The following is a 20633-nucleotide window of genomic DNA, read 5'->3' as shown; positions in this document are numbered from 1 at the left end:
ATAGCCCATGCCCAACCTTACCCTGCGCCCTGTCACGGCCCAAGATCACGCAGCCTGGCACGCCCTGTGGCAGGCCTACCTGCACTTCTACGAGACCGAGTTGGCCGATGCCGTCAGCCTGAGCACCTGGCAACGCCTGCTCGACCCCAGCGAGCCAACCCATTCGGCACTGGCCTGGGTCGACGGCAAGGCGGTGGGGATGGTCAACTTCATCTACCATCGTTCCAACTGGAGTATCGAGAATTCCTGCTACCTGCAGGACCTGTATGTGGACAGCACGCAACGTGGCCTGGGCATTGGTCGACAGTTGATCGAGCACGTCTACACCACTGCCAAGGCCGACAACTGCATCAAGGTGCACTGGCTGACCCACGAAACCAACGCCACCGCCATCAGCCTGTACCAGCAGGTTGCCGAGCGCTCGGGCTTCATCCAATTCCGCAAAGGCTTGTAGGCCGCACATGACAGACGCATTGAACTGGAAACCCGCCGCAACCCCCAAGGCCGAGCCCATTGAAGGCCGCTTCATCCGCCTGGAGAAGCTCGATCCAGGGCGCCATGGCGAAGACCTCTGGGAGGCACTGCAGGGGCCGGCCTCCGATCCGGTGCTGTGGGACTACCTGCCCTACGGCCCGTTCGCCGAACGCGTCGCCTTCGACCGCTGGCTGGAAGGCAACACTGCTGGCCGCGACCCGCTTTTCTACACCGTCATCGACCGCGCCAGTGGCCAGGCCCAAGGCATCCTCAGCCTGATGTCGATCGTGCCTGAACACGGCCGGATCGAGATCGGCCACATTGCCTTCGGTGCCGCCATGCAGCGCACGCCCAAGGGTACCGAGGCGGTGTACCTGCTGGGCAAGCTGGGCTTCGCGCTGGGTAATCGACGGCTGGAGTGGAAGTGCAATAACGCCAACGCCCGCTCCAAACGTGCGGCGGAGCGATTCGGCTTCGTCTACGAAGGGGTGTTCCGCAAGCACCTGGTGGTGAAGGACCATAACCGCGATACGGCGTGGTATTCGATTACCGATGATGAATGGCCGGCGGTGGCTGCCGGGTTTGAGCGGTGGTTGAGTGAAGAGAACCAGCAGCCAGGTGGCCAGGTGGAAAGCCTTGAGATGTGCCGCAAAGGTTGAGCGGTGTGCTGAATCAGCTCTCCTACAAGGGATGCGCGTTGTGAGGTGCGGGTGAGTCCGGCACAAAAAAAGGGGAGCATCCGCTCCCCAGAGGTTAACCACTTGTAGATGAGGGCTTAAATCAGCCCTCGATCTCGATGAGGATCTCACCCGGCGTCACGCGATCACCCTTGGCCACATGGATGGCCACGACCTTACCGGCGATGGCCGCCTGCACTTCGGTTTCCATCTTCATGGCTTCGGTGATCAGGACCGCCTGGCCGGCCTTGACCATGTCACCTTCCTTGACCAGCACATCAACGATGTTCCCTGGCATGGTGGTGCTCACGTGGCCAGGGTCGGTCGCTTGCTTGCGCTTGCTGCCGCCACCGCTGACGAACTCGTTGAGTGGCTCGAATACCACTTCCTCCGGCATGCCGTCGATCGACAGATAGAAGTGACGCTTGCCTTCGGCCTTAACGCCCACACCGGTGATGTCGACGCGGTAGGTTTCGCCGTGTACGTCAATGACGAACTCGGTCGGCACGCCTTCACCGCCTGGGGCAGCCACGGCACCGGCTTCCGGAATCGGCAGCAGAACTTCAGGCGTCAAGGTGCCAGCTTCGCGTTCTTCGAGGAACTTGCGGCCAATGTCCGGGAACATGGCGTAGGTCAGCACGTCTTCTTCGCAACGGGCCAGGGCACCGATGTCGCTACGCAACTTGGCCATTTCCGGCTTCAGCAGGTCAGCCGGGCGCACATCGATCACTTCTTCACTGCCGATAGCCTGGCGACGCAGTTGCTCGTTGACCACACCTGGGGCCTTGCCATAACCACCTTGCAGGTACAGCTTCACCTCATTGGTGATGGTTTTGTAGCGCTCACCCGCCAGCACGTTGAAGAACGCCTGGGTGCCGACGATCTGCGAGGTCGGGGTGACCAGCGGCGGGAAGCCGAGGTCTTCACGCACACGCGGGATTTCGGCCAGCACTTCGTTCATGCGGTTGAGGGCGCCCTGCTCCTTGAGCTGGTTGGCCAGGTTGGAAATCATGCCGCCCGGTACCTGGTTGACCTGCACCCGGGTGTCTACCGCGGTGAACTCGCTTTCGAACTGGTGGTACTTCTTGCGCACGGCGTAGAAGTACAAGCCGATCTCTTGCAGAAGCTCCAGGTCCAGGCCGGTGTCGAACTCGCTGCCCTTGAGTGCAGCAACCATCGACTCGGTACCCGGATGGCTGGTGCCCCAGGCGAAGCTGGAGATGGCGGTGTCGATGTGGTCCGCGCCATTTTCCACAGCCTTGAGCTGGCACATGGCTGCCAGGCCGGCGGTATCGTGGGAGTGAATGAACACCGGCAGCGACTGTTCTGCCTTCAGCGCCTTGACCAGCTCGCCAGTGGCGAACGGGGTCAGCAGGCCGGCCATGTCCTTGATCGCCACCGAGTCGCAACCCATGGCTTCCATCTGCTTGGCCTGGTTCACGAAGGCTTCGATGGTGTGTACCGGGCTGGTGGTGTAAGCGATGGTGCCCTGGGCGTGCTTGCCGGCGGCCTTGACCGCTTCGATGGCCACGCGCAGGTTACGCACGTCGTTCATGGCGTCGAAAATGCGGAACACATCGATGCCGTTGACCGCCGCCTTGGCGACGAAGGCCTTGACCACGTCGTCGCTGTAATGACGGTAGCCCAACAGGTTCTGGCCGCGCAGCAGCATTTGCAGGCGGGTGTTTGGCAGCGCTGCGCGCAGCTTGCGCAGGCGCTCCCACGGGTCTTCCTTGAGGAAGCGCACGCAGGCGTCGAAGGTTGCACCACCCCAGACTTCCAGCGACCAGTAGCCAACCTTGTCGAGCTTGTCGCAGATCGGCAGCATGTCTTCGGTACGCATGCGGGTAGCCAGCAGGGACTGGTGAGCGTCGCGCAGGATCGTGTCGGTTACGTGAATTTTCTTGGACATTATAGGGTTCCTCACAGGCCTGCGTGGGCGGCGATGGCGGCGGCGATGGCCAGGGCCAGCTCTTCGGGTTTGCGCTTGATCGAGTAGTTGGTCAATTCAGGGTGGCTTTCGACAAAGCTGGTATTGAACTGGCCGCTACGGAATTCCGGATTGCGCAGGATTTCCTGGTAGTACGCGGCGGTGGTCTTCACCCCTTGCACGCGCATGTCGTCCAGGGCCCGCAGGCCGCGGTCCATGGCTTCTTCCCAGGTCAACGCCCACACCACCAGTTTCAGGCACATGGAGTCGTAGAACGGTGGAATGGTATAGCCGGTGTAGATCGCCGTGTCGGTGCGCACGCCCGGGCCGCCGGGGGCGTAGTAACGGGTGATCTTGCCGAAGCTGGGCAGGAAGTTGTTTTTCGGGTCTTCAGCATTGATACGGAACTGCAGGGCGTAGCCGCGGTGCTGAATGTCTTCCTGCTTGACCGACAGTGGCAGCCCCGAGGCGATGCGGATCTGCTCACGAACGATGTCGATACCGGTGATTTCCTCGGTAATGGTGTGTTCCACCTGCACCCGGGTGTTCATTTCCATGAAGTACACTTCGCCATCGGCGAGCAGGAACTCCACGGTACCGGCGTTCTCGTAATTCACCGCTTTGGCCGCACGCACCGCCAGGTCGCCGATGTAGGCGCGCTGCTCAGGAGTGAGCTGTGGGCTGGGGGCAATTTCGATGAGCTTCTGGTTACGGCGCTGGATAGAGCAGTCGCGCTCGAACAGGTGCACTACGTTACCGAAGCTGTCACCGAGAATTTGCGCCTCGATGTGCTTAGGGTTGACGATGCATTTCTCCAGGAACACTTCGGCCGAACCGAATGCCTTGGTCGCCTCGGAAATGACCCGTGGGAAGTTCTGTTCCAGTTCTTCGCGGCTATTGCAACGGCGAATACCACGGCCGCCACCACCGGAGGTGGCCTTGAGCATCACCGGATAACCGATGCGATCACCTTCGCTCAGGGCTTCATGAATATCGGCAACGTTGCCTTCGGTGCCCGGGGTTACCGGCACACCGGCGGCGATCATGGTGCGGCGCGCTTCGGTCTTGTCGCCCATACGGCGAATCACGTCGGCGGCCGGGCCGATGAACTTGATCCCGCGCTCGGCGCAAATTTCTGCCAGTTCAGCGTTTTCCGAAAGGAAACCATAGCCTGGGTGCAGGGCATCACAGCCGGTTTCCACAGCCAGGTTCACCAGCTTGCGCGGGTTGAGGTAACCGGCCAGCGGCTCGGCACCGATGCTGTGTGCTTCGTCAGCGCGCTTGACGTGCAAGGCATGCCGGTCGGCGTCGGAAAAGATCGCTACCGAGCGAATGCCCATCTCGGCGCAAGCACGCACGATCCGAACTGCGATTTCACCTCGGTTGGCGATCAGGATTTTTTTTATCACTGGAGTCTTCCCAAAGCCGTAGGAACAGTCGAGCCGGTTCTACCGGTCGGCGCGTGACCAGACGTTGCTGGCCAGTCGCGTATTCACCCTAGCGCTGTAGGTCGATAAACAAAAATCAATATTTGTTAGAGGCTGTATTAGCAAAAGCTTATAGTTGGGTAACAAGGTGTTGCCGAAGAGCTGATTAAAATGCGTAAGTCCTTGATGCGTATGACATTGCGTCAACTCCAGATCTTCAATGAGGTGTGCGATTTGCGGTCGTACAGCCGTGCTGCGGAGGAGATGGCGCTGACGCAACCCGCCGTTAGTCTACAGATCCGCCAGCTTGAAGAGCTGATCGGCCAGCCATTGTTCGAGTACGTGGGCAAGAAGCTCTACCTGACCGAGGCGGCCGAGGCCCTGCAGCGCGCCAGCCACGATATCTTCGGGCGCCTGGAGAGCCTGGACATGCAGCTGTCGGACATGCAGGGCTCACTGCAAGGTCAGTTGAAACTGGCGATCGAGTCCAGTGCCAAGTACTTCGTGCCACACTTGTTCGCCGCCTTCAAGCAGCGTCACCCGGAAGTCAACCTGACCCTGACGGTAGTCAACCGTGCCCAAGCCATCCGCCGCCTTTCGGATAACCGCGACGACCTGATCATCATGTCGATGGTGCCGCAAGACATGGGCCTGGAGTTTCTGCCGTTCCTCAACAACCCGATCGTTGCGGTTGCGCCGCCACAGCACCCGCTGTGCAAGCTGGAGCAGTTGCGCATGCAGGACCTGGAGCCACATACCCTGCTGGTCCGCGAGCAAGGTTCGGGAACACGCAAGGCGTGCGAAGAGTACTTCAAGGACAAGCGCGTGCATTTCGCCCAGACGCTTGAAGTAGCCTCGGCCGATGCCCAGCGCGAATGCGTGATCGCCGGGCTGGGGATCGCCCTGTTGACCCGTCACGCAGTCAACCTGGAATTGGCTACCGGGATGCTGAAGGAATTACCGGTCGAGGAGCTACCGCTGTACCGTAGCTGGTGCGTGGTGCAGGCCAAGGCCAAGCGGCAGTCGCCGGTGGCCTTGGCGTTTCTTGCATTCATACGCGGCGAACGTGCTCTTATCAGCGCGCTTGTTGAACGTTTTTCGGGGAAGTTGCCGCCGACGACTGCCATACAGTGAGTGCTTGCAGCTCGGGGTAGTCCGCCAGGTCGCGGAGCAATTGACGTTGGTCGCAATAGCTCTCGATCGCGCGGCGGTATTCCATACGGCGCTGATCCTTTTCCTGCTGCTTGCGAGCCTTGGCGTTGGGTTGGTACGTACCGTCGAAGTCACGAGCCATTGCCTGTCTCCCAGATAGTATGCGGGAGTTTCAGACTGGCCTTGATGGTTTACCGTTTGGCGGTGTAATGGTGACAGAATCGTGAATTTTCACTGCCTGTACCGGCCTCTTCGCGGGCTTGCCCCGCTCACACGGGAATTGCACCGATTTATAGAGGTGCACAGTACCTGTGGGAGCGGGCAAGCCCGCGAAGACGCCAGTACAGGTTGAATTCAGTCGTCGGTAGCCTTGATCGACTTGGGCGACAGACGCAAGCTGCGCAAGCTGCGTTTCACGCTCTTCAGGTGGTTGACCAGGCTAGGCCCGCGCGCCATGGCAACGCCCATCGCCAGCACGTCGATCACCACCAGGTGGGCAATACGCGAGGTCAGTGGGGTGTAGATCTCGGTGTCTTCATGCACGTCGATCGCCAGGTTGACCGTCGATAGCTCGGCCAGCGGCGTCTGGCTGGGGCACAGGGTAATCAGGTTGGCGCCGCTCTCACGCACCAGGTTGGCAGTGATCAGCAGGTCCTTGGAACGGCCCGACTGGGAAATACACACCGCCACATCGCCCGGTTTCAGGGTAACGGCCGACATCGCTTGCATGTGCGGGTCGGAATACGCTGCCGCGCTGAGCAGCAGGCGGAAGAACTTGTGCTGGGCATCGGCCGCAACCGCACCGGACGCGCCAAAGCCATAGAACTCTACCCGCTGCGCCTGGGCCATGGCGCTCACGGCTTGTTGCAGCGCCTGCGGATCAAGGTGCTCGCGCACTTCCATCAGGGTGTGCAGGGTGGTGTCGAAAATCTTCAGGCTGTAGTCGGCGACCGAGTCGTCTTCGTGGATGGCGAACTGACCGAAGCTGGCCCCGGCAGCCAGGCTTTGCGCCAGCTTCAGCTTCAGGTCCTGAAAGCCCGAGCAGCCAATGGCCCGGCAGAAACGCACGATGGTCGGCTCACTGATACCCACGCTGTGCGCCAAATCGGCCATGGAGCTGTGCATGACGGCAGCCGGGTCGAGCAGCACGTGGTCGGCCACTTTCAGTTCCGATTTGCGCAGCAAGTGGCGCGATTGGGCGATATGTTGCAACAGATTCACAGGCGGGACTCGGTTATGATCGGCTTGCCGGGTTGTAGCTTTCTTGTAGTTATACTACATGGACGCCAACCCGCCCAGTTAAACGAACGTGGAGAGTGGTGGTTTGACTATTCCTTGCGACATTCTGGTCTTCGGCGGCACCGGTGATCTGGCCCTGCACAAATTGCTTCCGGCGCTCTACCACCTGTTTCGCGAGGCCCGTCTGAACCCTGCCGTGCGGGTCATCGCACTGGCCAGGCGCAATCTGCCACGCATCGACTATCTGAAGCTCGCCGAACGCCATTGTCGGGCACAGATTGCCCGCAGCGACTTCGACGAAGAGGTGTGGCAGCGGTTTTCCGCACGGGTCGACTACTTCCCGATGGATGCCTCACAGAGCGCCGACTTCGGCCGCCTGGCACGCTACCTGGGCGAACCCGGTGGGCTGACGCGCATCTTCTACCTGGCCACCGCTCCCAACCTGTTCGTGCCGATTGCCAACCACCTGCGCATTGCCGGACTGGCCGACACCGAAGCGCGCATCGTGCTGGAAAAACCGATCGGCCATTCGCTGGAATCGGCCACTGCCATCAATGAAGCGATTGGCACGGTGTTCGAAGAAAGACAGGTGTTTCGCATCGACCACTACCTGGGCAAGGAAACCGTGCAGAACCTGATGGCCCTGCGTTTTGCCAATGCCCTGCTGGAGCCGGTGTGGCGCAACAACCAGGTCGACCATGTCCAGATCAGCGTTTGCGAGACACTGGGCGTAGAAAACCGCGGTGCCTACTACGATCGCGCCGGGGCTATTCGCGACATGCTGCAGAACCACCTGCTGCAACTGCTTTGCCTGGTGGCCATGGAGCCACCCGCGCAGTTCGAGGCCGAAGCGGTACGCGACGAAAAGGTGAAAATCCTGCGCGCCCTCAAGCCGATCACCGGCCAGGATGTGCAGGACAAGACGGTACGCGGCCAGTATGGTGCCGGGCGTATCGGCGGCCAGGAAGTGCCGGCCTACTACTTTGAAAAGGACGTCGACAACGACAGCGATACCGAAACTTTCGTGGCCATCGAGGCGCACATCGACAACTGGCGCTGGGCGGGCGTGCCTTTCTATCTGCGCACCGGCAAACGCATGGCGCGGCGCGCTTCGCAGATCGTCATCCAGTTCAAGCCAGTGCCTCACGAACTGTTCAGCGGCGGCCAGGTCAACCAGTTGCTGATACAGCTGCAACCGGACGAACGCATCAGCCTGCGCATGATGACCAAGAGCCCAGGCAAGGGCATGCGCCTGGAACCCGTGGACCTGGACCTTAATCTGGCCCAGGTGTTCAGCCAGACTCGCCGCTGGGAAGCCTACGAGCGTCTGCTGCTGGATGTGCTCGAAGGTGATTCGACACTGTTCATGCGCCGCGATGAAGTGGAAGCAGCCTGGGCCTGGGTAGATCCAATCATCAAGGGCTGTGAAGAGCACTTCCAGGCGCCCCGCCCCTACCCGGCTGGCAGTTTCGGGCCCGAGCAAGCCAACAGCCTGCTCGCCAGGCATGGCAGGCATTGGCATGGCTGAATGACCTGCGCGATGGCGCGATCTTTAATTCGAAACAGGAGCAGAAAAAGTCGAAGGTGCGAAATCCGTCACTTGAAGGCCAGCGCCTGACCATGCCTCAGCCAGCTCGCGCAGGCCGTGACCTGGCCCCGGACCGATGAGCGGGATGCCGCCAGGTGAATATTCATACAGTAGATATTTGCCCCTCACCCGGCATCGCCCTAGAATGGCCCGATGCGCACAGACGACCTCTCTCTCCTGCTGAATTCCCTCAACGATGCCCAACGCCAGGCCGTAGCGGCCACGCTCGGGCGTCAACTGGTGCTTGCCGGCGCCGGTTCCGGTAAAACCCGCGTGCTGGTACACCGCATCGCCTGGCTGATCCAGGTCGAGCAGGCGTCGCCGCACTCGATCCTGTCGGTGACGTTCACCAACAAGGCCGCAGCAGAAATGCGCCAGCGGATCGAGCAACTGCTGGGCATCAACCCGGCAGGCATGTGGGTAGGCACCTTCCACGGCCTGGCCCATCGCCTGTTGCGGGCCCACTGGCAGGAAGCGCGGCTGGTGCAGAACTTCCAGATCCTCGACAGCGACGACCAGCAGCGCCTGATCAAGCGGGTCATGCGCGAGTTGGGCCTGGACGAGCAGAAGTGGCCGGCACGCCAGGCCCAATGGTTCATCAACGGGCAGAAAGACGAAGGCCTGCGCCCGCAGCATATCCAGGCGGGGGGCGACCTGTTCCTGGCGACCATGCGCGAGGTCTATACGGCCTACGAGCAGGCGTGCGAGCGCGCCGGTGTCATCGATTTCTCCGAGCTGCTGCTTCGCGCCCTGGACCTGTGGCGTGACCACCCGGGCCTGCTGGAGCACTATCAGCGACGCTTCCGCCACGTGCTGGTGGACGAGTTCCAGGATACCAACGCCGTGCAGTACGCCTGGTTGCGCCTGCTGGCACGCGGTGGCGACAGCCTGATGGCGGTAGGCGATGACGACCAGTCGATCTACGGCTGGCGCGGCGCCAAGATCGAAAACATTCACCAGTACACCGCCGACTTCCCCGACGCCGAAATGATCCGCCTGGAGCAGAACTACCGCTCCACCGGCGGCATCCTCAAGGCGGCCAACGCGCTGATCGCCAACAACAGCGGGCGTCTGGGCAAGGAACTGTGGACCGACATGGGCGAAGGCGAACCACTGACCCTGTACGCGGCCTACAACGAGCACGACGAAGCGCGCTATGTCGTGGAAACCATCGAGAGCCTGGTCAAGCAGGGCAATGCGCGCAACGAGATCGCCATCCTGTACCGTTCCAACGCCCAGTCGCGCGTGCTGGAAGAGGCCCTGCTGCGCGAGCGCATCCCCTACCGCATCTATGGCGGCCAGCGCTTCTTCGAGCGCGCCGAAATCAAGAATGCCATGGCTTACCTGCGCCTGATCGAAGGGCGTGGCAACGATGCCGCTCTGGAGCGGGTGATCAACGTGCCGCCGCGCGGTATTGGCGAAAAAACCGTCGAAGCCATCCGCGAGCACGCCCGCCACAGCCAGCTGTCCATGTGGGAGGCCATGTGCCAGCTGATCGCTGCCAAGGCCCTGAAAGGCCGCGCCGCCAGTGCCCTGGGGGCCTTTATCGAGCTGATCGAGGGGCTGGCTGCCAAGGTTGTGGACATGCCGCTGCATACCATGACCCAGACCACCATCGAACAGTCCGGCCTGATCACCTATCACCAGGAAGAAAAGGGTGAAAAGGGCCAGGCACGGGTAGAAAACCTTGAGGAACTGGTCAGTGCGGCGCGCAACTTCGAGTCCACCGACGAAGACGCAGACCTTTCCCCGCTCTCGGCCTTCCTTGGCCACGCCTCACTCGAAGCTGGCGATACTCAGGCTGACGAGCATGAAGACAGCATCCAGCTGATGACCCTGCACAGCGCCAAAGGCCTTGAGTTCCCATATGTGTTCCTGGTGGGCATGGAAGAAGGCTTGTTCCCGCACAAGATGAGCCTGGAAGAACCCGGCCGCCTGGAGGAGGAACGACGCCTGGCCTATGTAGGCATCACCCGCGCCATGCGCCAGCTAGTCATGACCTATGCCGAAACACGCCGCCTTTATGGCAGCGAGACTTACAACAAGGTGTCGCGTTTCGTACGTGAAATTCCGGCAGGCCTGGTTCAGGAAGTACGCCTGTCCAACAGCGTCAGCCGCCCGTTCGGCGGGGCCAAGACGGCCACCAACAGCAACCTGTTCGCCAATGCCAGCATTCCGCAGACCGCGTTCAACCTTGGCCAGCGTGTGCAGCATGCGGTATTCGGCGAAGGTGTGATCCTCAACTTCGAGGGTTCTGGCGCTCAGGCGCGGGTGCAGGTGAATTTTGCCGAAGGTAGCAAATGGCTGATGCTGGGGTATGCCAAGCTCGAGGCTGTCTAAAGCCCGCAAGGGTCGGGCCTGCCAACTTTGTAACATTCAAGCAAAAGCTCGAAACACTATGTCGCTGGTCATGTGCCCGGGAACCTGTGCACCATGACGCGCGTGCAATCCACAACAGGGGATATCCCACTTATGCAACGTTTTCTTAGCATCGCACTGGCGCTCTGCGTCGGCCTGACGCTGAGCCTGGACGCCAGCGCCAAGCGTTTCGGCGGCGGCAAGAGCTCGGGCTCCGCGCCTATCCACCAGACCCGCCAGGCTACGCCAACCACGCCTGCTGCCGCGCCGACCGCACCTGGCCGTGCACCGGCTGCCGCCAGCGGTGCTTCGCGCTGGTTGGGCCCACTGGCCGGCCTCGCCGCCGGTGGCCTGCTGGCTTCCATGTTCATGGGCGACGGTTTCGAAGGCTTCCAGATCATGGACTTCCTGATCGTGGCGCTCATCGCCTTCCTCGTGTTCCGCTTCATCGCCGCGCGCCGTCGCCAGCAGCAGCCACAAATGGCCATGCCAGGCCATGCGCCGATGCAGCGTGAGGCTCACGCGCAGCCTGCGCAGCCGTCGATTTTCGGTGGTTCGGCGGCACCTGCTGCCGCAGCCGCACCGGTGATCAACGCGCCGGCCTGGTTCAACGAGCAGAGCTTCCTGGCGGCAGCCCGTAACCACTTCCAGTCGCTGCAGCAGCACTGGGATGCCAATGAAATGGACAAGATCAGCGAGTTCGTTACCCCGCAAATGCTTGAGTTCCTCAAGCGTGAGCGTGCTGAGCTGGGTGATGGCTTCCAGTCTACCTACATCGATAACCTGGAAGTGCAACTGGACGGTGTCGATGACCGCGCCGACCGCACCGACGCTACCCTGACCTTCCGTGGCGTGTCGAAGAATTCGCGCTTCGACCAGGGCGAAGTGTTCAGCGAAAGCTGGCACATGGTTCGCGCCCAAGGCGAGAACCAGCCTTGGCTGGTAGCCGGTATCCGTCAAAACAGCTAATCGCTGCGTGCTAAACACAGAACCCCGGGCTTGCCCGGGGTTTTTGCTTTTGCCAAAGTGGGCTACTAGGGTATAAGGCGCAGCGTTGTCATCTAGGTCAGAGGAAGTGAACCGTGGAAGAAGTGATCGAACAACTCCGTGAAGCGAATGAGCCGGTACCGGTGCCCCTGGAGCTTCCCGACGAAGACCAGCTGGTAGAAATCGAAGAGCAGCTGTTCATCAATATTCCATTCGTGTTCAAAGAGTTTCTGCTGACCGTAAGTGATGTGGTTTACGGCTCCCTTGAGCCAGTTACCGTCACTGATCCGCACTCGCACACCTACCTGCCAGATGTGGCCTCCAACGCTTGGGATGCCGGCGTACCGCGTGACCTGATTCCGCTGTGCCAGGACGGCGACAATTACTATTGCGTGGAAGAAGATGGCACCGTGGTGCTGTGGGATGCCGAAGAGGAAGGTGTCGGCGAAGACAGTTGGGAATCGGTGTGGCACTGGGCGCGAGATGTTTGGCTGGAGAGCTGATCGCTAACGCCCTTATAGATGCGCGATTTGAGGCAGGAAAATGACGTCTTAGCGACTCAAGGTCGTTAAAATCGCCAGGCTTTTTGCGCCTGGCGACATCGCTATAGCCCCATCTCCTCGGGCGGGTGAGATACTTTGCCCGGGGCAGCCCCCCTCAGTGCGAGTTCTCGCGACTGTTCTCCAGCGTCTCCAGCAACGCGATCTGCATGCGCGTGTGCACGCGGATGAGCCAGCGCCACAACAACGCCACCACCACCGCAGCTACCACGGCAATCACCAGCAGCAATTCGCTGGTGGGCAGAATGCTGGCGGACAATGCCGACAGCAGCAGGAAAATCACCAACAGCGACAACAGCGGGATCACTTCGGCGATCACACGGCGCACGCGCTGGGTATGTCGCCCGGCCATTTCCGGCTTCACGCCCATCTCTGCCAGCAGCATCGAGAGTGCCTTTAGCTTGCGGTACGCAGCGATCAGGAATGGCAGTGACAGCAACAAAGCAGCCCCCCATATGACGGCCTTCTGCTGGCTGACATCGCTGACCCACTCACTGAGCCAATTGCCGATACGCCCTGCAAAGTAGCCGCCACTGAAGAAGATGGCGATCACCAGCGCCAGGTTCACCCCGACCTGCAACAGGATACGCCGGATCATCGCCGCCAGCATGGCACTCTCGCCCTGCGGCTGGATGTTGCGTAACCACTCGCCATACAACGACAACACGCGTGCGAGGCGGGCGGGCACCACATTGCCCAGTTTCTGCGACAACGGGTCAGCCGCGCGGATCAGATAGGGTGTCAGCAACGTGGTGATTGCCGATACCGCCACCGCCACCGGGTAAAGGAAGTCGCTGGTCACCTGCAGGGTCATGCCCAGCGCGGCAATGATGAAGGAGAACTCGCCAATCTGCGAAAGCCCCATGCCCACACGCAAAGACGTACGCCCGTCATTGCCGGCAATGAACGCCCCCATGCCGCAAGACAGCATTTTGCCCAGCACCACCGCCAGGGTGATGACAACGATAGGCCAGGCATAGTCGATCAGTACCTGAGGGTCGATCATCAGGCCGATGGCGACGAAGAAGATGGCACTGAACAGGTCGCGTACAGGCTCGATCAGGCGTTCGATCTTCAGCAACTGGCGTGATTCGGCCATGATTGCGCCAATCAGGAAAGCGCCTAGCACCATGCTGTACTCCAGCTTCACAACCAGCAGGCAGAAGCCGAAACACAGGCCCAGAACAGTGATCAGCAACATTTCGTTGCTTTCGAACTTGGCGACATAGGCCAGTAACCGCGGCACCAGCAAAATACCGATGACCAAGGCGACGATCATGAACAGCGACAGCTTGCCGACAGTGGAGAACACTTCGCCCGAGCTGACCGTGCCGCTGACCGCGATGCCCGACAGCAGGGCAATGATACCGATACCCAGAATGTCCTCGACGATCAGCACGCCGAAGATCAGCTGGGCAAAGCGCTCGTTCTTCATCTTCAAGTCGTTGAGCGCCTTGACGATGATGGTGGTGGAGGAAATGGCCAGAATGGCGCCCAGGAACAGTGAATCCATGGTGCTCCAGCCAAACCAGCGGCCAATCTCGAAACCGATCCAGATCATCAGGACGATTTCCAGGAACGCTGCGATGAACGCCGTGGCACCGACCTTGAACAGCTTGCGCAAGCTGAACTCGAGCCCCAGGCAGAACATCAGGAAGATCACCCCCAGTTCGGCGAGGGTCTTGATGGTGTCTTCGTCATGAATCAGGCCGAACGGCGGAGTGTGCGGGCCAATGATGAAGCCGGCGACAATGTAGCCCAGCACCACCGGCTGCTTGAAACGGTGAAAAAGAATGGTGACCACGCCAGCGACCAGCATGATGACTGCCAGGTCCTGGATGAAGCTGATGGCATGCATGGCGTGATACTCCTTTTCTCGTCTTGTGAATGCCTGGGCAGACCGCTCCTCTGCCGAGGCAAACCTGAGCGAGCAGCAAGTACATACTGTATTGAATCCGGGAACACCCATGTTGCATGGGCGTACTCAGGTTAACATCGCACTCCGCCGCAAAAAGCCAGTGCAATATGCAGAAACAGATCGGCTGGAAAAGCGCCGCTGATGGCATGATCAGCGTGACGATGATGCGCCAGCCAACGTCCCGTATCAGCAAGGCACATTCAAAAGAGGGGAACAGCAGTGTCAGCAGATAACGCCCTCCATTCGCCCGATTCAGCGCAACCTCACCGTGAGCACACTATGGAACCTGGAAACGCCCAGCTGAGCATGACCGTCCTGATGACCCCGGACATGGCCAACTTTTCTGGCAACGTACATGGCGGCACCCTGCTCAAGTACCTCGACGAAGTGGCTTATGCATGCGCCAGCCGTTATGCCGGCAGTTATGTGGTGACCCTGTCGGTCGACCAGGTGATCTTCCGTGAACCCGTGCACGTGGGTGAACTGGTGACCTTCCTGGCGTCGGTCAACTACACCGGCAACACTTCGATGGAAGTTGGCATCAAAGTGGTGACCGAGAACATTCGCGAGCGCTCGGTGCGCCATTCCAACAGCTGCTTCTTCACCATGGTCGCGGTCGACGACAACCGCCGCCCGGTGCCGGTGCCACCACGCCAGCCGCACAGCAGCGAAGAAAAGCGCCGCTTCCTGCAAGGCCAGCAGCGCCGGCAGATCCGCCAGGAACTGGAAAAGCGCTATCAGGACTTGAAAACCGACGCCATTTAAAGCGCCAGTAACTGCGCTTCGAAGCGCACCCGTGGGTGCGCAATGCGGTCCTGGGCCCGTACCAACTGCAATTCGTAGCTGGCGCAGGCCTGGGTTTCCAGCAGCACTTCATGCACTGCCGCAGCCGTGAATTCGAATGCCTGCACCCAGCTGTCGCCGAGCAGTACACGCGCCAGGAACAAGCCTGAGGTCAGGTCACCCACCCCCACCGGCTGACGCGGAAACGCCAGCAGTGGGCGGCGCAAGTGCCAGCTGTGCTCGGCGGTCACCAGCAACATTTCGAACTGTTCTTCGGCCCGCCCGGGGTACGCCAGGTGCTTGACCAGTACAACCTGCGGCCCACGCTGCAGCAGGCTGCGCGCCATGTTCACGCAATCCTCCAGCGACTGGGCGCGGCGCCCACAGAAACTGTCCAGCTCCAACTGGTTGGGGCACAGGATGTCCGCTGTGGCTGCAGCCTCGTCAAGCAGAAACTCACTGACTTCGGGCGGCACGATGCAGCCCTTTTCCGGGTGCCCCATGACCGGGTCGCACAGGTATAACGCTTTTGGGTTTACCGCCTTGATCCGCTCGACACCGGCCAGGATCGCTCGCCCTTGTTCGGCACTGCCCAGGTAGCCGGAAAGCACCGCATCGCAATGGCCCAGCTCGCCGATGTTGGAAATGCCTTCCACCAACGCAGGAATTTGCGCTGGAGCAAGCACTTCACCCGCCCACTGGCCATACTGTGTGTGATTGGAGAACTGCACGGTATTGAGCGGCCAGGCATTGACCCCGATACGCTGCATGGGGAATACCGCGGCGCTGTTGCCGGCGTGGCCGAACACCACGTGGGACTGAATGGCGAGCAGGTGCGGGGTACGTTTCATGCGGGAGGTTTCCAAAGCTGTTTCAAGGATTGTGCGCAGCGCAGTATGAACTCGATTGCCACCTGTACGACAGGCCAGGAACGCAGTTAAGCTGGATCTACCTGTTTGGAGCATATGCAAATGTTGACCCTGGAGAACCTCTTCGTCCTGATGCTGGTAGCCACGGCAGGCGCCTGGTTGTGGCACAACCATGGGTTGCGTGAAAAGGCCTTGGAACGGGTCAAACAGCATTGCGCCAAACTCGACCTGGAGTTGCTTGACGATGCCGTAGCGCTCAAGCGCATCGCCTTTGTCCGGGATGCCAATGGCCGCAAGCGCCTGGCACGCGTCTATGCCTTCGAATTCACCGTCACGGGTGAGCAACGTCACCCCGGCACCGCGACCCAGTTCGGCGCCCACAGCGTGCAGATCGAACTGGCGCCCTACCCGTTCGAAATCAAGACCCCACCACGCGCCGACAACGTCATAGAGATGCAGCAATGGCGCCAGGAGCACAACCGCTGGCGCAACTGATCAACTGACGCGACATTCATTCAACCCGGCTTGCAACGCGGGTTGCGGTTGCGGCTGATCGAAAATCAGCTCGATACGGCTGTCCCTGCGCCAGTCACTGGGCTGCCAAGCGGGCATATCCCCATTCAGCCCATTGAATGACCACCAGCCCTCCATGCTGTGGATAACTCCCTTGGCCCGTCGCCATGGCAAAGCAGACAAGAAAGCTTTCAGCCGCTGTGGATAAAACTCTTGGCCAGGGTGCCACCGCCAGCCAATACTCCAACCGCCCTCCCCTTGCTGGGCAAGGCAGATAGGCTGACGGGGGTCTGTCCACAATACTGCGGGGGCTATTCCAAGATTGTCGACAATCTGGTTTTCCAGTAATGAGCTGTCAACAATCTGTGGAGATGCCGTCGGGAGGCCGGACAGCGGCAGTTGCCCTTGCACGGTCCACATGATGCTCTTTTCTTTAAATTTATTAGTTATCAACAACTTATGTTGTTCATCCACAGCCTCTGATTTATTGAAAACCACGTGTTCAGAGGCATTGAAAGCCTGCTGTTGAGCCTCTGGAAGCGGCTTGTTTCGAGCCATGGCCTGGGCATCCACAACCATCAAGAGTGGCTGAATTGTCAGCACTCCAACCCAAGGCGCTTGTTGCAACTGAGCCAGCAGCTGCAACGGATGGCCCAGGCCGGAAGGTTCGATAAACAGCCGGTCAGGCCGCGATTTGCGTAGCAATCGGCCCAGGCCCACCTGGAACGGCATGCCGTTGACGCAGCACAGGCAGCCGCCTGCAACCTCGCCGATGGCGATGCCGTCCTCGTCACGGCTAAGTAAGGCTGCATCCAGGCCGACAAGGCCGAACTCGTTGATCAATACCGCCCAGCGCTCGTTTGCGGGTCGCTGGGCCAGCAGTTGACGGATCAAAGTGGTCTTGCCAGCACCCAGCGGGCCAGCAATTACATGGGTGGGAATGTTCTGCAACATGGCGTGGCTTCAGGCGGCGGTGATGCCTCACTATGCGCTGTCAGGCCAGCCAGTCAAGGCTGAGCAGCAAACGCCCCTGCTGTGCCGAAGGGGACCGATGAACCAGGCCTGCCCCTTCATTACCCTGCCATTTTTCACCTTTGAGTATCGCCACCTCACCGGCTTGCAGTTGCTGGATGTTATCCACAGATGGTTTAGCTGTGTGTAACTCACCACGACCGCTATCCCGTTCTTGCAACCATTCGCTACCTGGGCCGACGTAGGTGGTGAGCAGGCGCAAAGGTACGTTATCCACATGGAAGCGTGGACACATGGGACCGTCCAGAACGCGCAAGCGCAAACCGACCCGACGTGCGCCAACCAGGCAGGTATAAGCCGCCACCAACCAGGTCACATCAGCAACGAAAGCTTCATATCCATGCAAATCCGCCGCTTCACGCAGCAGATCTGGCAATACCGGCTTCTGTTCCTCGTCCACATCAATTACCCGCTGATCAGCCAAGGGCTGGCCAAGGCTGATCACCAGTGCGGCAAAGTCCTCCAGTTGGGCCGGCAAGCGCCGCCGCCATACGGCCAGGTTCACGCCATCCTGCAGCACTTCGGCCAGCACCTGGGGCGTCTCGCCAAACACCTGAAAGATATCCACAGGTCGGTGCGCCAGGTTCATGCTGCCGCCTCCTCATGCCATGGGCCAAATGGGTCAGGTAGGCGCAACCAGCCCATGTGGCCCAAGTCCATTTCTTGATCCGTCAACAGGCATGCATCGAGGGCTGTGGATAATTTTTCGAAGTCGATATTCTGCCCGATAAACACCAACTCCTGTCGGCAGTCACCGGTGTCGGCGGTCCAGTGTTTCAAGATCGCATTCGTGTTATCCACATCCTGTGGCCACTGCTCGCGTGGCACGAAGCGCCACCAGCGGCCAGCCAGACCATGGCGCATCATGCCGCCCGCTTGCGACCAGCTGCCAGCTTCCTGATATTTGCTGGCCAACCAGAAAAAGCCTTTGGAACGCAGCAGCCTTCCGTTTTCCCAGTCCTTGTGGATAAAGTCGTAAAAGCGCTGTGGATGAAGCGGGCGTCGGGCCTGCCAGGTCATGGCCGCGATACCGTACTCTTCGGTTTCTGGTACATGTTCACCGCGCAGCTCCTGCAACCAGCCTGGTGCCTGGGCCGCCTGATCGAAGTCGAACAGCCCGGTGTTGAGGATACGTGCCAACGGCACTTGGCCCATGACCATGGGTACGATCTGCGCTCGGGCATTGAGACTGCGCAAAATAGCGATGAGTTCTTCGCGCTCATGTTGGCTGATCAGGTCGATCTTGCTCAGCAGCAGCACATCTGCGAACTCGACCTGCTCGATCAGCAAATCACTGATCGACCGCTCGTCTTCTTCGCCCAACGTTTCGCCGCGGCTGGCTAGGCTGTCTGCTGCTTGATAGTCGCGCAGGAAGTTCAAGCCATCGACCACGGTGACCATGGTGTCCAGTCGCGCCATATCGGACAGACTGCGACCCTGCTCGTCGCGGAAAGTGAAAGTCTCAGCCACTGGCAGTGGCTCAGAGATACCGGTGGACTCGATCAGCAAATAATCGAAACGCCCCTCTTCGGCCAGTCGCGCAACCTCCTCAAGCAGGTCTTCGCGCAACGTGCAGCAAATGCAGCCGTTGCTCATCTCGACCAGTTTCTCTTCAGCGCGGTTGAGGCTGACATTGCGCTGCACCTCACTGGCATCGATGTTGATTTCACTCATATCGTTGACGATTACCGCCACCCGCAGGTTGTCGCGGTTGCGCAGCACATGGTTGAGCAGCGTGCTCTTGCCGGCGCCCAGAAAGCCGGACAGCACGGTGACGGGAAGACGATTGGACATGGCGAACCTCTTCAGGCAGACGCATTCGAAACGATGCATTGCATAATGTTATAAGATAACAATACACTTTCGCCAAGTGGTTCTCGACGGACGAGTGCTCACAGAGGATGAAAAATGAATTTGCCACGCGTCATGGCATTGCTGTTACTCACCATGCCTGCTTCGCAGTTGGCCATGCCACAAAACCAAACACTGGTCCTTTGTACGCGAAGTGCGACGCTGCTCGCTTGCCAGGACGGCAAAGGCACTTACTACAGTGTGCGTACTGAAGGCAGCACCTTCTACCTTCGCGGCTACGACTTCAGCAGCCGTCGGCTGTGGGCACAAACCAACAGCCGCTATGGCACATTGACTTTTTTTACCGGCCTGGCCAGCGATGGTGAGGCCTGGGTGGGTTACAGCCGCCGCGTAGGCTGGACCACCTTGAACCGCGTATCCAGTTCCAGCGGGGAGCGCTTCAAGCTGCATTGCAGCTTGATCGAGGGGTGCCGTTGACGCCTCCTTTCATTTTGAACGCTTTTTCTCTGCTGCCTATTTTGTAAGTCAGCTTCGAGCACGCGCTGAAAACACCAGCCTTGACCAGCCCTTTGTCAGACCGAAAAGCTATGCCGTAACCGCGTCGAGGCAAGGATCGAAATGAAATGTTCCACGTGGAACTATCCGAGCCTGCATGCCCACGACGCGGTTGCCACTCACCAGTGTGAATTTCAGCTGCGCGGTTTGACCGTCCCGCAGTCATTGCCTAGCCACACCGCACGCGTGTTCATGCTGCCTTGCTGCTGCACACCCGAAGCGTTGAACGTGCCACTGACCTGGGTGGTGAATTCCCGATCACTGAGGAATGTAGCCTGGCCATTACCCTGTGCTTTCGGGCAACTGAACTGGAATTTCCACACGTTACCGGTACGGTCGGTAATCTTCTGCGTGCAGCCCGATTTCGGGTCCTGCAGCGGAATGTCATTCGTTGCCACCTGTTCCGGCGTCAGGCACGAACGCACCCCCTTACCACCTACACTGACCCCTTGTTTGGCCAACACCCCTTCCATCATTGCACGCTGCTCTGGCGGCAGGTTCTTCAACTGGCCGAGCATGAATTCCATGTCGGGTAGCGGCTTGCCATCGACCTGCATGTTGCTGGTGGTCAGCTCCCACAACCCCGGTTGCAGCATCTGGGCTTGTACCAGTGGACTGCTCATGCCTAGGGCCAACGCCAACAGTGGCAGACGAATCTTCATGGACGAACGCTCCTGGAAAAAAGCCGGTCAAACGGGCCGGACTGAGCCTTAGACGCCAAATCCGCCTGCGGGTTGCAGGCGGACCGGGAACGTGTTC

At 60.0% G+C, this 20633-nt stretch carries 20 protein-coding genes; 10 read left to right on the top strand and 10 right to left on the bottom strand.

Features of this window, described 5'->3' with window-relative positions:
• The first annotated feature begins 7 nt into the window (after positions 1 to 7).
• Entirely contained in the window at positions 8 to 454 is a 447-nt protein-coding gene (locus tag C4Q27_RS12075; protein ID WP_003253286.1) for a GNAT family N-acetyltransferase, read from the top strand.
• A gap of 7 nt (positions 455 to 461) precedes the next feature.
• Positions 462 to 1133 (top strand): GNAT family N-acetyltransferase, encoded by a 672-nt coding sequence (locus C4Q27_RS12070; protein WP_104886894.1) that lies wholly within the window; start codon positions 462 to 464, stop codon positions 1131 to 1133.
• A 121-nt stretch (positions 1134 to 1254) separates the two neighbouring features.
• Here C4Q27_RS12070 and oadA read toward each other — a convergent pair whose 3' ends face one another.
• Together oadA and C4Q27_RS12060 are read right to left on the bottom strand one after the other, a co-directional pair.
• Complete coding sequence (oadA, locus tag C4Q27_RS12065) at positions 1255 to 3063, bottom strand: sodium-extruding oxaloacetate decarboxylase subunit alpha (protein WP_020191103.1); 1809 nt, start codon at positions 3061 to 3063, stop codon at positions 1255 to 1257.
• 11 nt (positions 3064 to 3074) lie between these two features.
• Positions 3075 to 4490 (bottom strand): acetyl-CoA carboxylase biotin carboxylase subunit, encoded by a 1416-nt coding sequence (locus C4Q27_RS12060; RefSeq protein WP_003253279.1) that lies wholly within the window; start codon positions 4488 to 4490, stop codon positions 3075 to 3077.
• A 189-nt stretch (positions 4491 to 4679) separates the two neighbouring features.
• Between C4Q27_RS12060 and C4Q27_RS12055 the strand changes: the two genes are divergently transcribed.
• Positions 4680 to 5642, top strand: a complete 963-nt coding sequence (locus tag C4Q27_RS12055; RefSeq protein ID WP_104886893.1) for a LysR family transcriptional regulator — start codon at positions 4680 to 4682, stop codon at positions 5640 to 5642.
• Here the strand turns inward: C4Q27_RS12055 and C4Q27_RS12050 are convergent.
• Together C4Q27_RS12050 and hexR are read right to left on the bottom strand one after the other, a co-directional pair.
• Complete coding sequence (locus C4Q27_RS12050) at positions 5584 to 5802, bottom strand: PA3496 family putative envelope integrity protein (RefSeq protein WP_061405728.1); 219 nt, start codon at positions 5800 to 5802, stop codon at positions 5584 to 5586. The two genes, C4Q27_RS12055 and C4Q27_RS12050, sit on opposite strands and share 59 nt — an antisense overlap.
• A gap of 212 nt (positions 5803 to 6014) precedes the next feature.
• The gene (gene hexR / locus C4Q27_RS12045; RefSeq protein WP_003253273.1) at positions 6015 to 6881 is read right to left on the bottom strand and encodes a transcriptional regulator HexR; all 867 of its coding nucleotides are present in this window, start codon (positions 6879 to 6881) and stop codon (positions 6015 to 6017) included.
• 103 nt (positions 6882 to 6984) lie between these two features.
• Here hexR and zwf point away from each other — a divergent pair, with 103 nt between their 5' ends.
• The 4 genes from zwf (at position 6985) to C4Q27_RS12025 (ending at position 12335) form a co-directional block, all read left to right on the top strand.
• Positions 6985 to 8427 (top strand): glucose-6-phosphate dehydrogenase, encoded by a 1443-nt coding sequence (gene zwf, locus C4Q27_RS12040; RefSeq protein WP_003253271.1) that lies wholly within the window; start codon positions 6985 to 6987, stop codon positions 8425 to 8427.
• A 213-nt stretch (positions 8428 to 8640) separates the two neighbouring features.
• Positions 8641 to 10827: a DNA helicase II gene (uvrD, locus tag C4Q27_RS12035; RefSeq protein ID WP_010955837.1), complete on the top strand. Its 2187-nt coding sequence runs from the start codon at positions 8641 to 8643 to the stop codon at positions 10825 to 10827.
• 132 nt (positions 10828 to 10959) lie between these two features.
• Entirely contained in the window at positions 10960 to 11814 is an 855-nt protein-coding gene (locus tag C4Q27_RS12030; RefSeq protein WP_104886892.1) for a Tim44 domain-containing protein, read from the top strand.
• A gap of 113 nt (positions 11815 to 11927) precedes the next feature.
• Positions 11928 to 12335 (top strand): SMI1/KNR4 family protein, encoded by a 408-nt coding sequence (locus C4Q27_RS12025; protein WP_010955839.1) that lies wholly within the window; start codon positions 11928 to 11930, stop codon positions 12333 to 12335.
• Between the two features lie 154 nt (positions 12336 to 12489).
• On the opposite strand, the gene C4Q27_RS12020 is transcribed toward C4Q27_RS12025, so the two are convergent.
• Entirely contained in the window at positions 12490 to 14250 is a 1761-nt protein-coding gene (locus C4Q27_RS12020) for a cation:proton antiporter (RefSeq protein ID WP_104886891.1), read from the bottom strand.
• Between the two features lie 339 nt (positions 14251 to 14589).
• On the opposite strand from C4Q27_RS12020, the gene C4Q27_RS12015 reads away from it, so the two are divergent.
• A complete protein-coding gene (locus tag C4Q27_RS12015) occupies positions 14590 to 15075 on the top strand; it encodes an acyl-CoA thioesterase (protein WP_003253263.1) in 486 nt (161 codons plus the stop codon).
• On the opposite strand, the gene pdxY is transcribed toward C4Q27_RS12015, so the two are convergent.
• Positions 15072 to 15944: a pyridoxal kinase PdxY gene (pdxY, locus tag C4Q27_RS12010; RefSeq protein WP_003253261.1), complete on the bottom strand. Its 873-nt coding sequence runs from the start codon at positions 15942 to 15944 to the stop codon at positions 15072 to 15074. The two genes, C4Q27_RS12015 and pdxY, sit on opposite strands and share 4 nt — an antisense overlap.
• Before the next feature lie 120 nt (positions 15945 to 16064).
• Here pdxY and C4Q27_RS12005 point away from each other — a divergent pair, with 120 nt between their 5' ends.
• Positions 16065 to 16457, top strand: a complete 393-nt coding sequence (locus C4Q27_RS12005) for a DUF3301 domain-containing protein (RefSeq protein WP_003253259.1) — start codon at positions 16065 to 16067, stop codon at positions 16455 to 16457.
• Here C4Q27_RS12005 and C4Q27_RS12000 read toward each other — a convergent pair whose 3' ends face one another.
• Genes C4Q27_RS12000 through zigA form a run of 3 tightly spaced genes read right to left on the bottom strand, consistent with a single transcriptional unit; the run spans position 16458 to position 19301 of the window.
• Complete coding sequence (locus C4Q27_RS12000; protein WP_104886890.1) at positions 16458 to 17429, bottom strand: GTP-binding protein; 972 nt, start codon at positions 17427 to 17429, stop codon at positions 16458 to 16460.
• Positions 17430 to 17469: 40 nt separating this feature from the next.
• Positions 17470 to 18096 (bottom strand): DUF1826 domain-containing protein, encoded by a 627-nt coding sequence (locus tag C4Q27_RS11995; RefSeq protein ID WP_104886889.1) that lies wholly within the window; start codon positions 18094 to 18096, stop codon positions 17470 to 17472.
• Positions 18093 to 19301 carry a zinc metallochaperone GTPase ZigA gene (gene zigA / locus C4Q27_RS11990; protein WP_064491869.1) on the bottom strand — a complete coding sequence of 403 codons (1209 nt, stop codon included), beginning with the start codon at positions 19299 to 19301 and terminating at the stop codon, positions 18093 to 18095. The genes C4Q27_RS11995 and zigA overlap by 4 nt, the downstream gene beginning before the upstream one ends.
• Before the next feature lie 114 nt (positions 19302 to 19415).
• On the opposite strand from zigA, the gene C4Q27_RS11985 reads away from it, so the two are divergent.
• On the top strand, positions 19416 to 19796 hold the full coding sequence (locus tag C4Q27_RS11985; RefSeq protein ID WP_104886888.1) for a glutamine synthetase: 381 nt from the start codon (positions 19416 to 19418) through the stop codon (positions 19794 to 19796).
• 212 nt (positions 19797 to 20008) lie between these two features.
• On the opposite strand, the gene C4Q27_RS11980 is transcribed toward C4Q27_RS11985, so the two are convergent.
• On the bottom strand, positions 20009 to 20536 hold the full coding sequence (locus tag C4Q27_RS11980; RefSeq protein ID WP_064491867.1) for a DUF3617 domain-containing protein: 528 nt from the start codon (positions 20534 to 20536) through the stop codon (positions 20009 to 20011).
• Positions 20537 to 20633 lie beyond the last annotated feature (97 nt).

It is taken from the genome of Pseudomonas sp. SWI36 (assembly GCF_002948105.1).
GTDB lineage: Bacteria > Pseudomonadota > Gammaproteobacteria > Pseudomonadales > Pseudomonadaceae > Aquipseudomonas > Aquipseudomonas alloputida.
The sequence above is the reverse complement of the archived record's forward strand: the minus strand, read 5'-3'. Positions and strand labels throughout refer to the sequence as shown.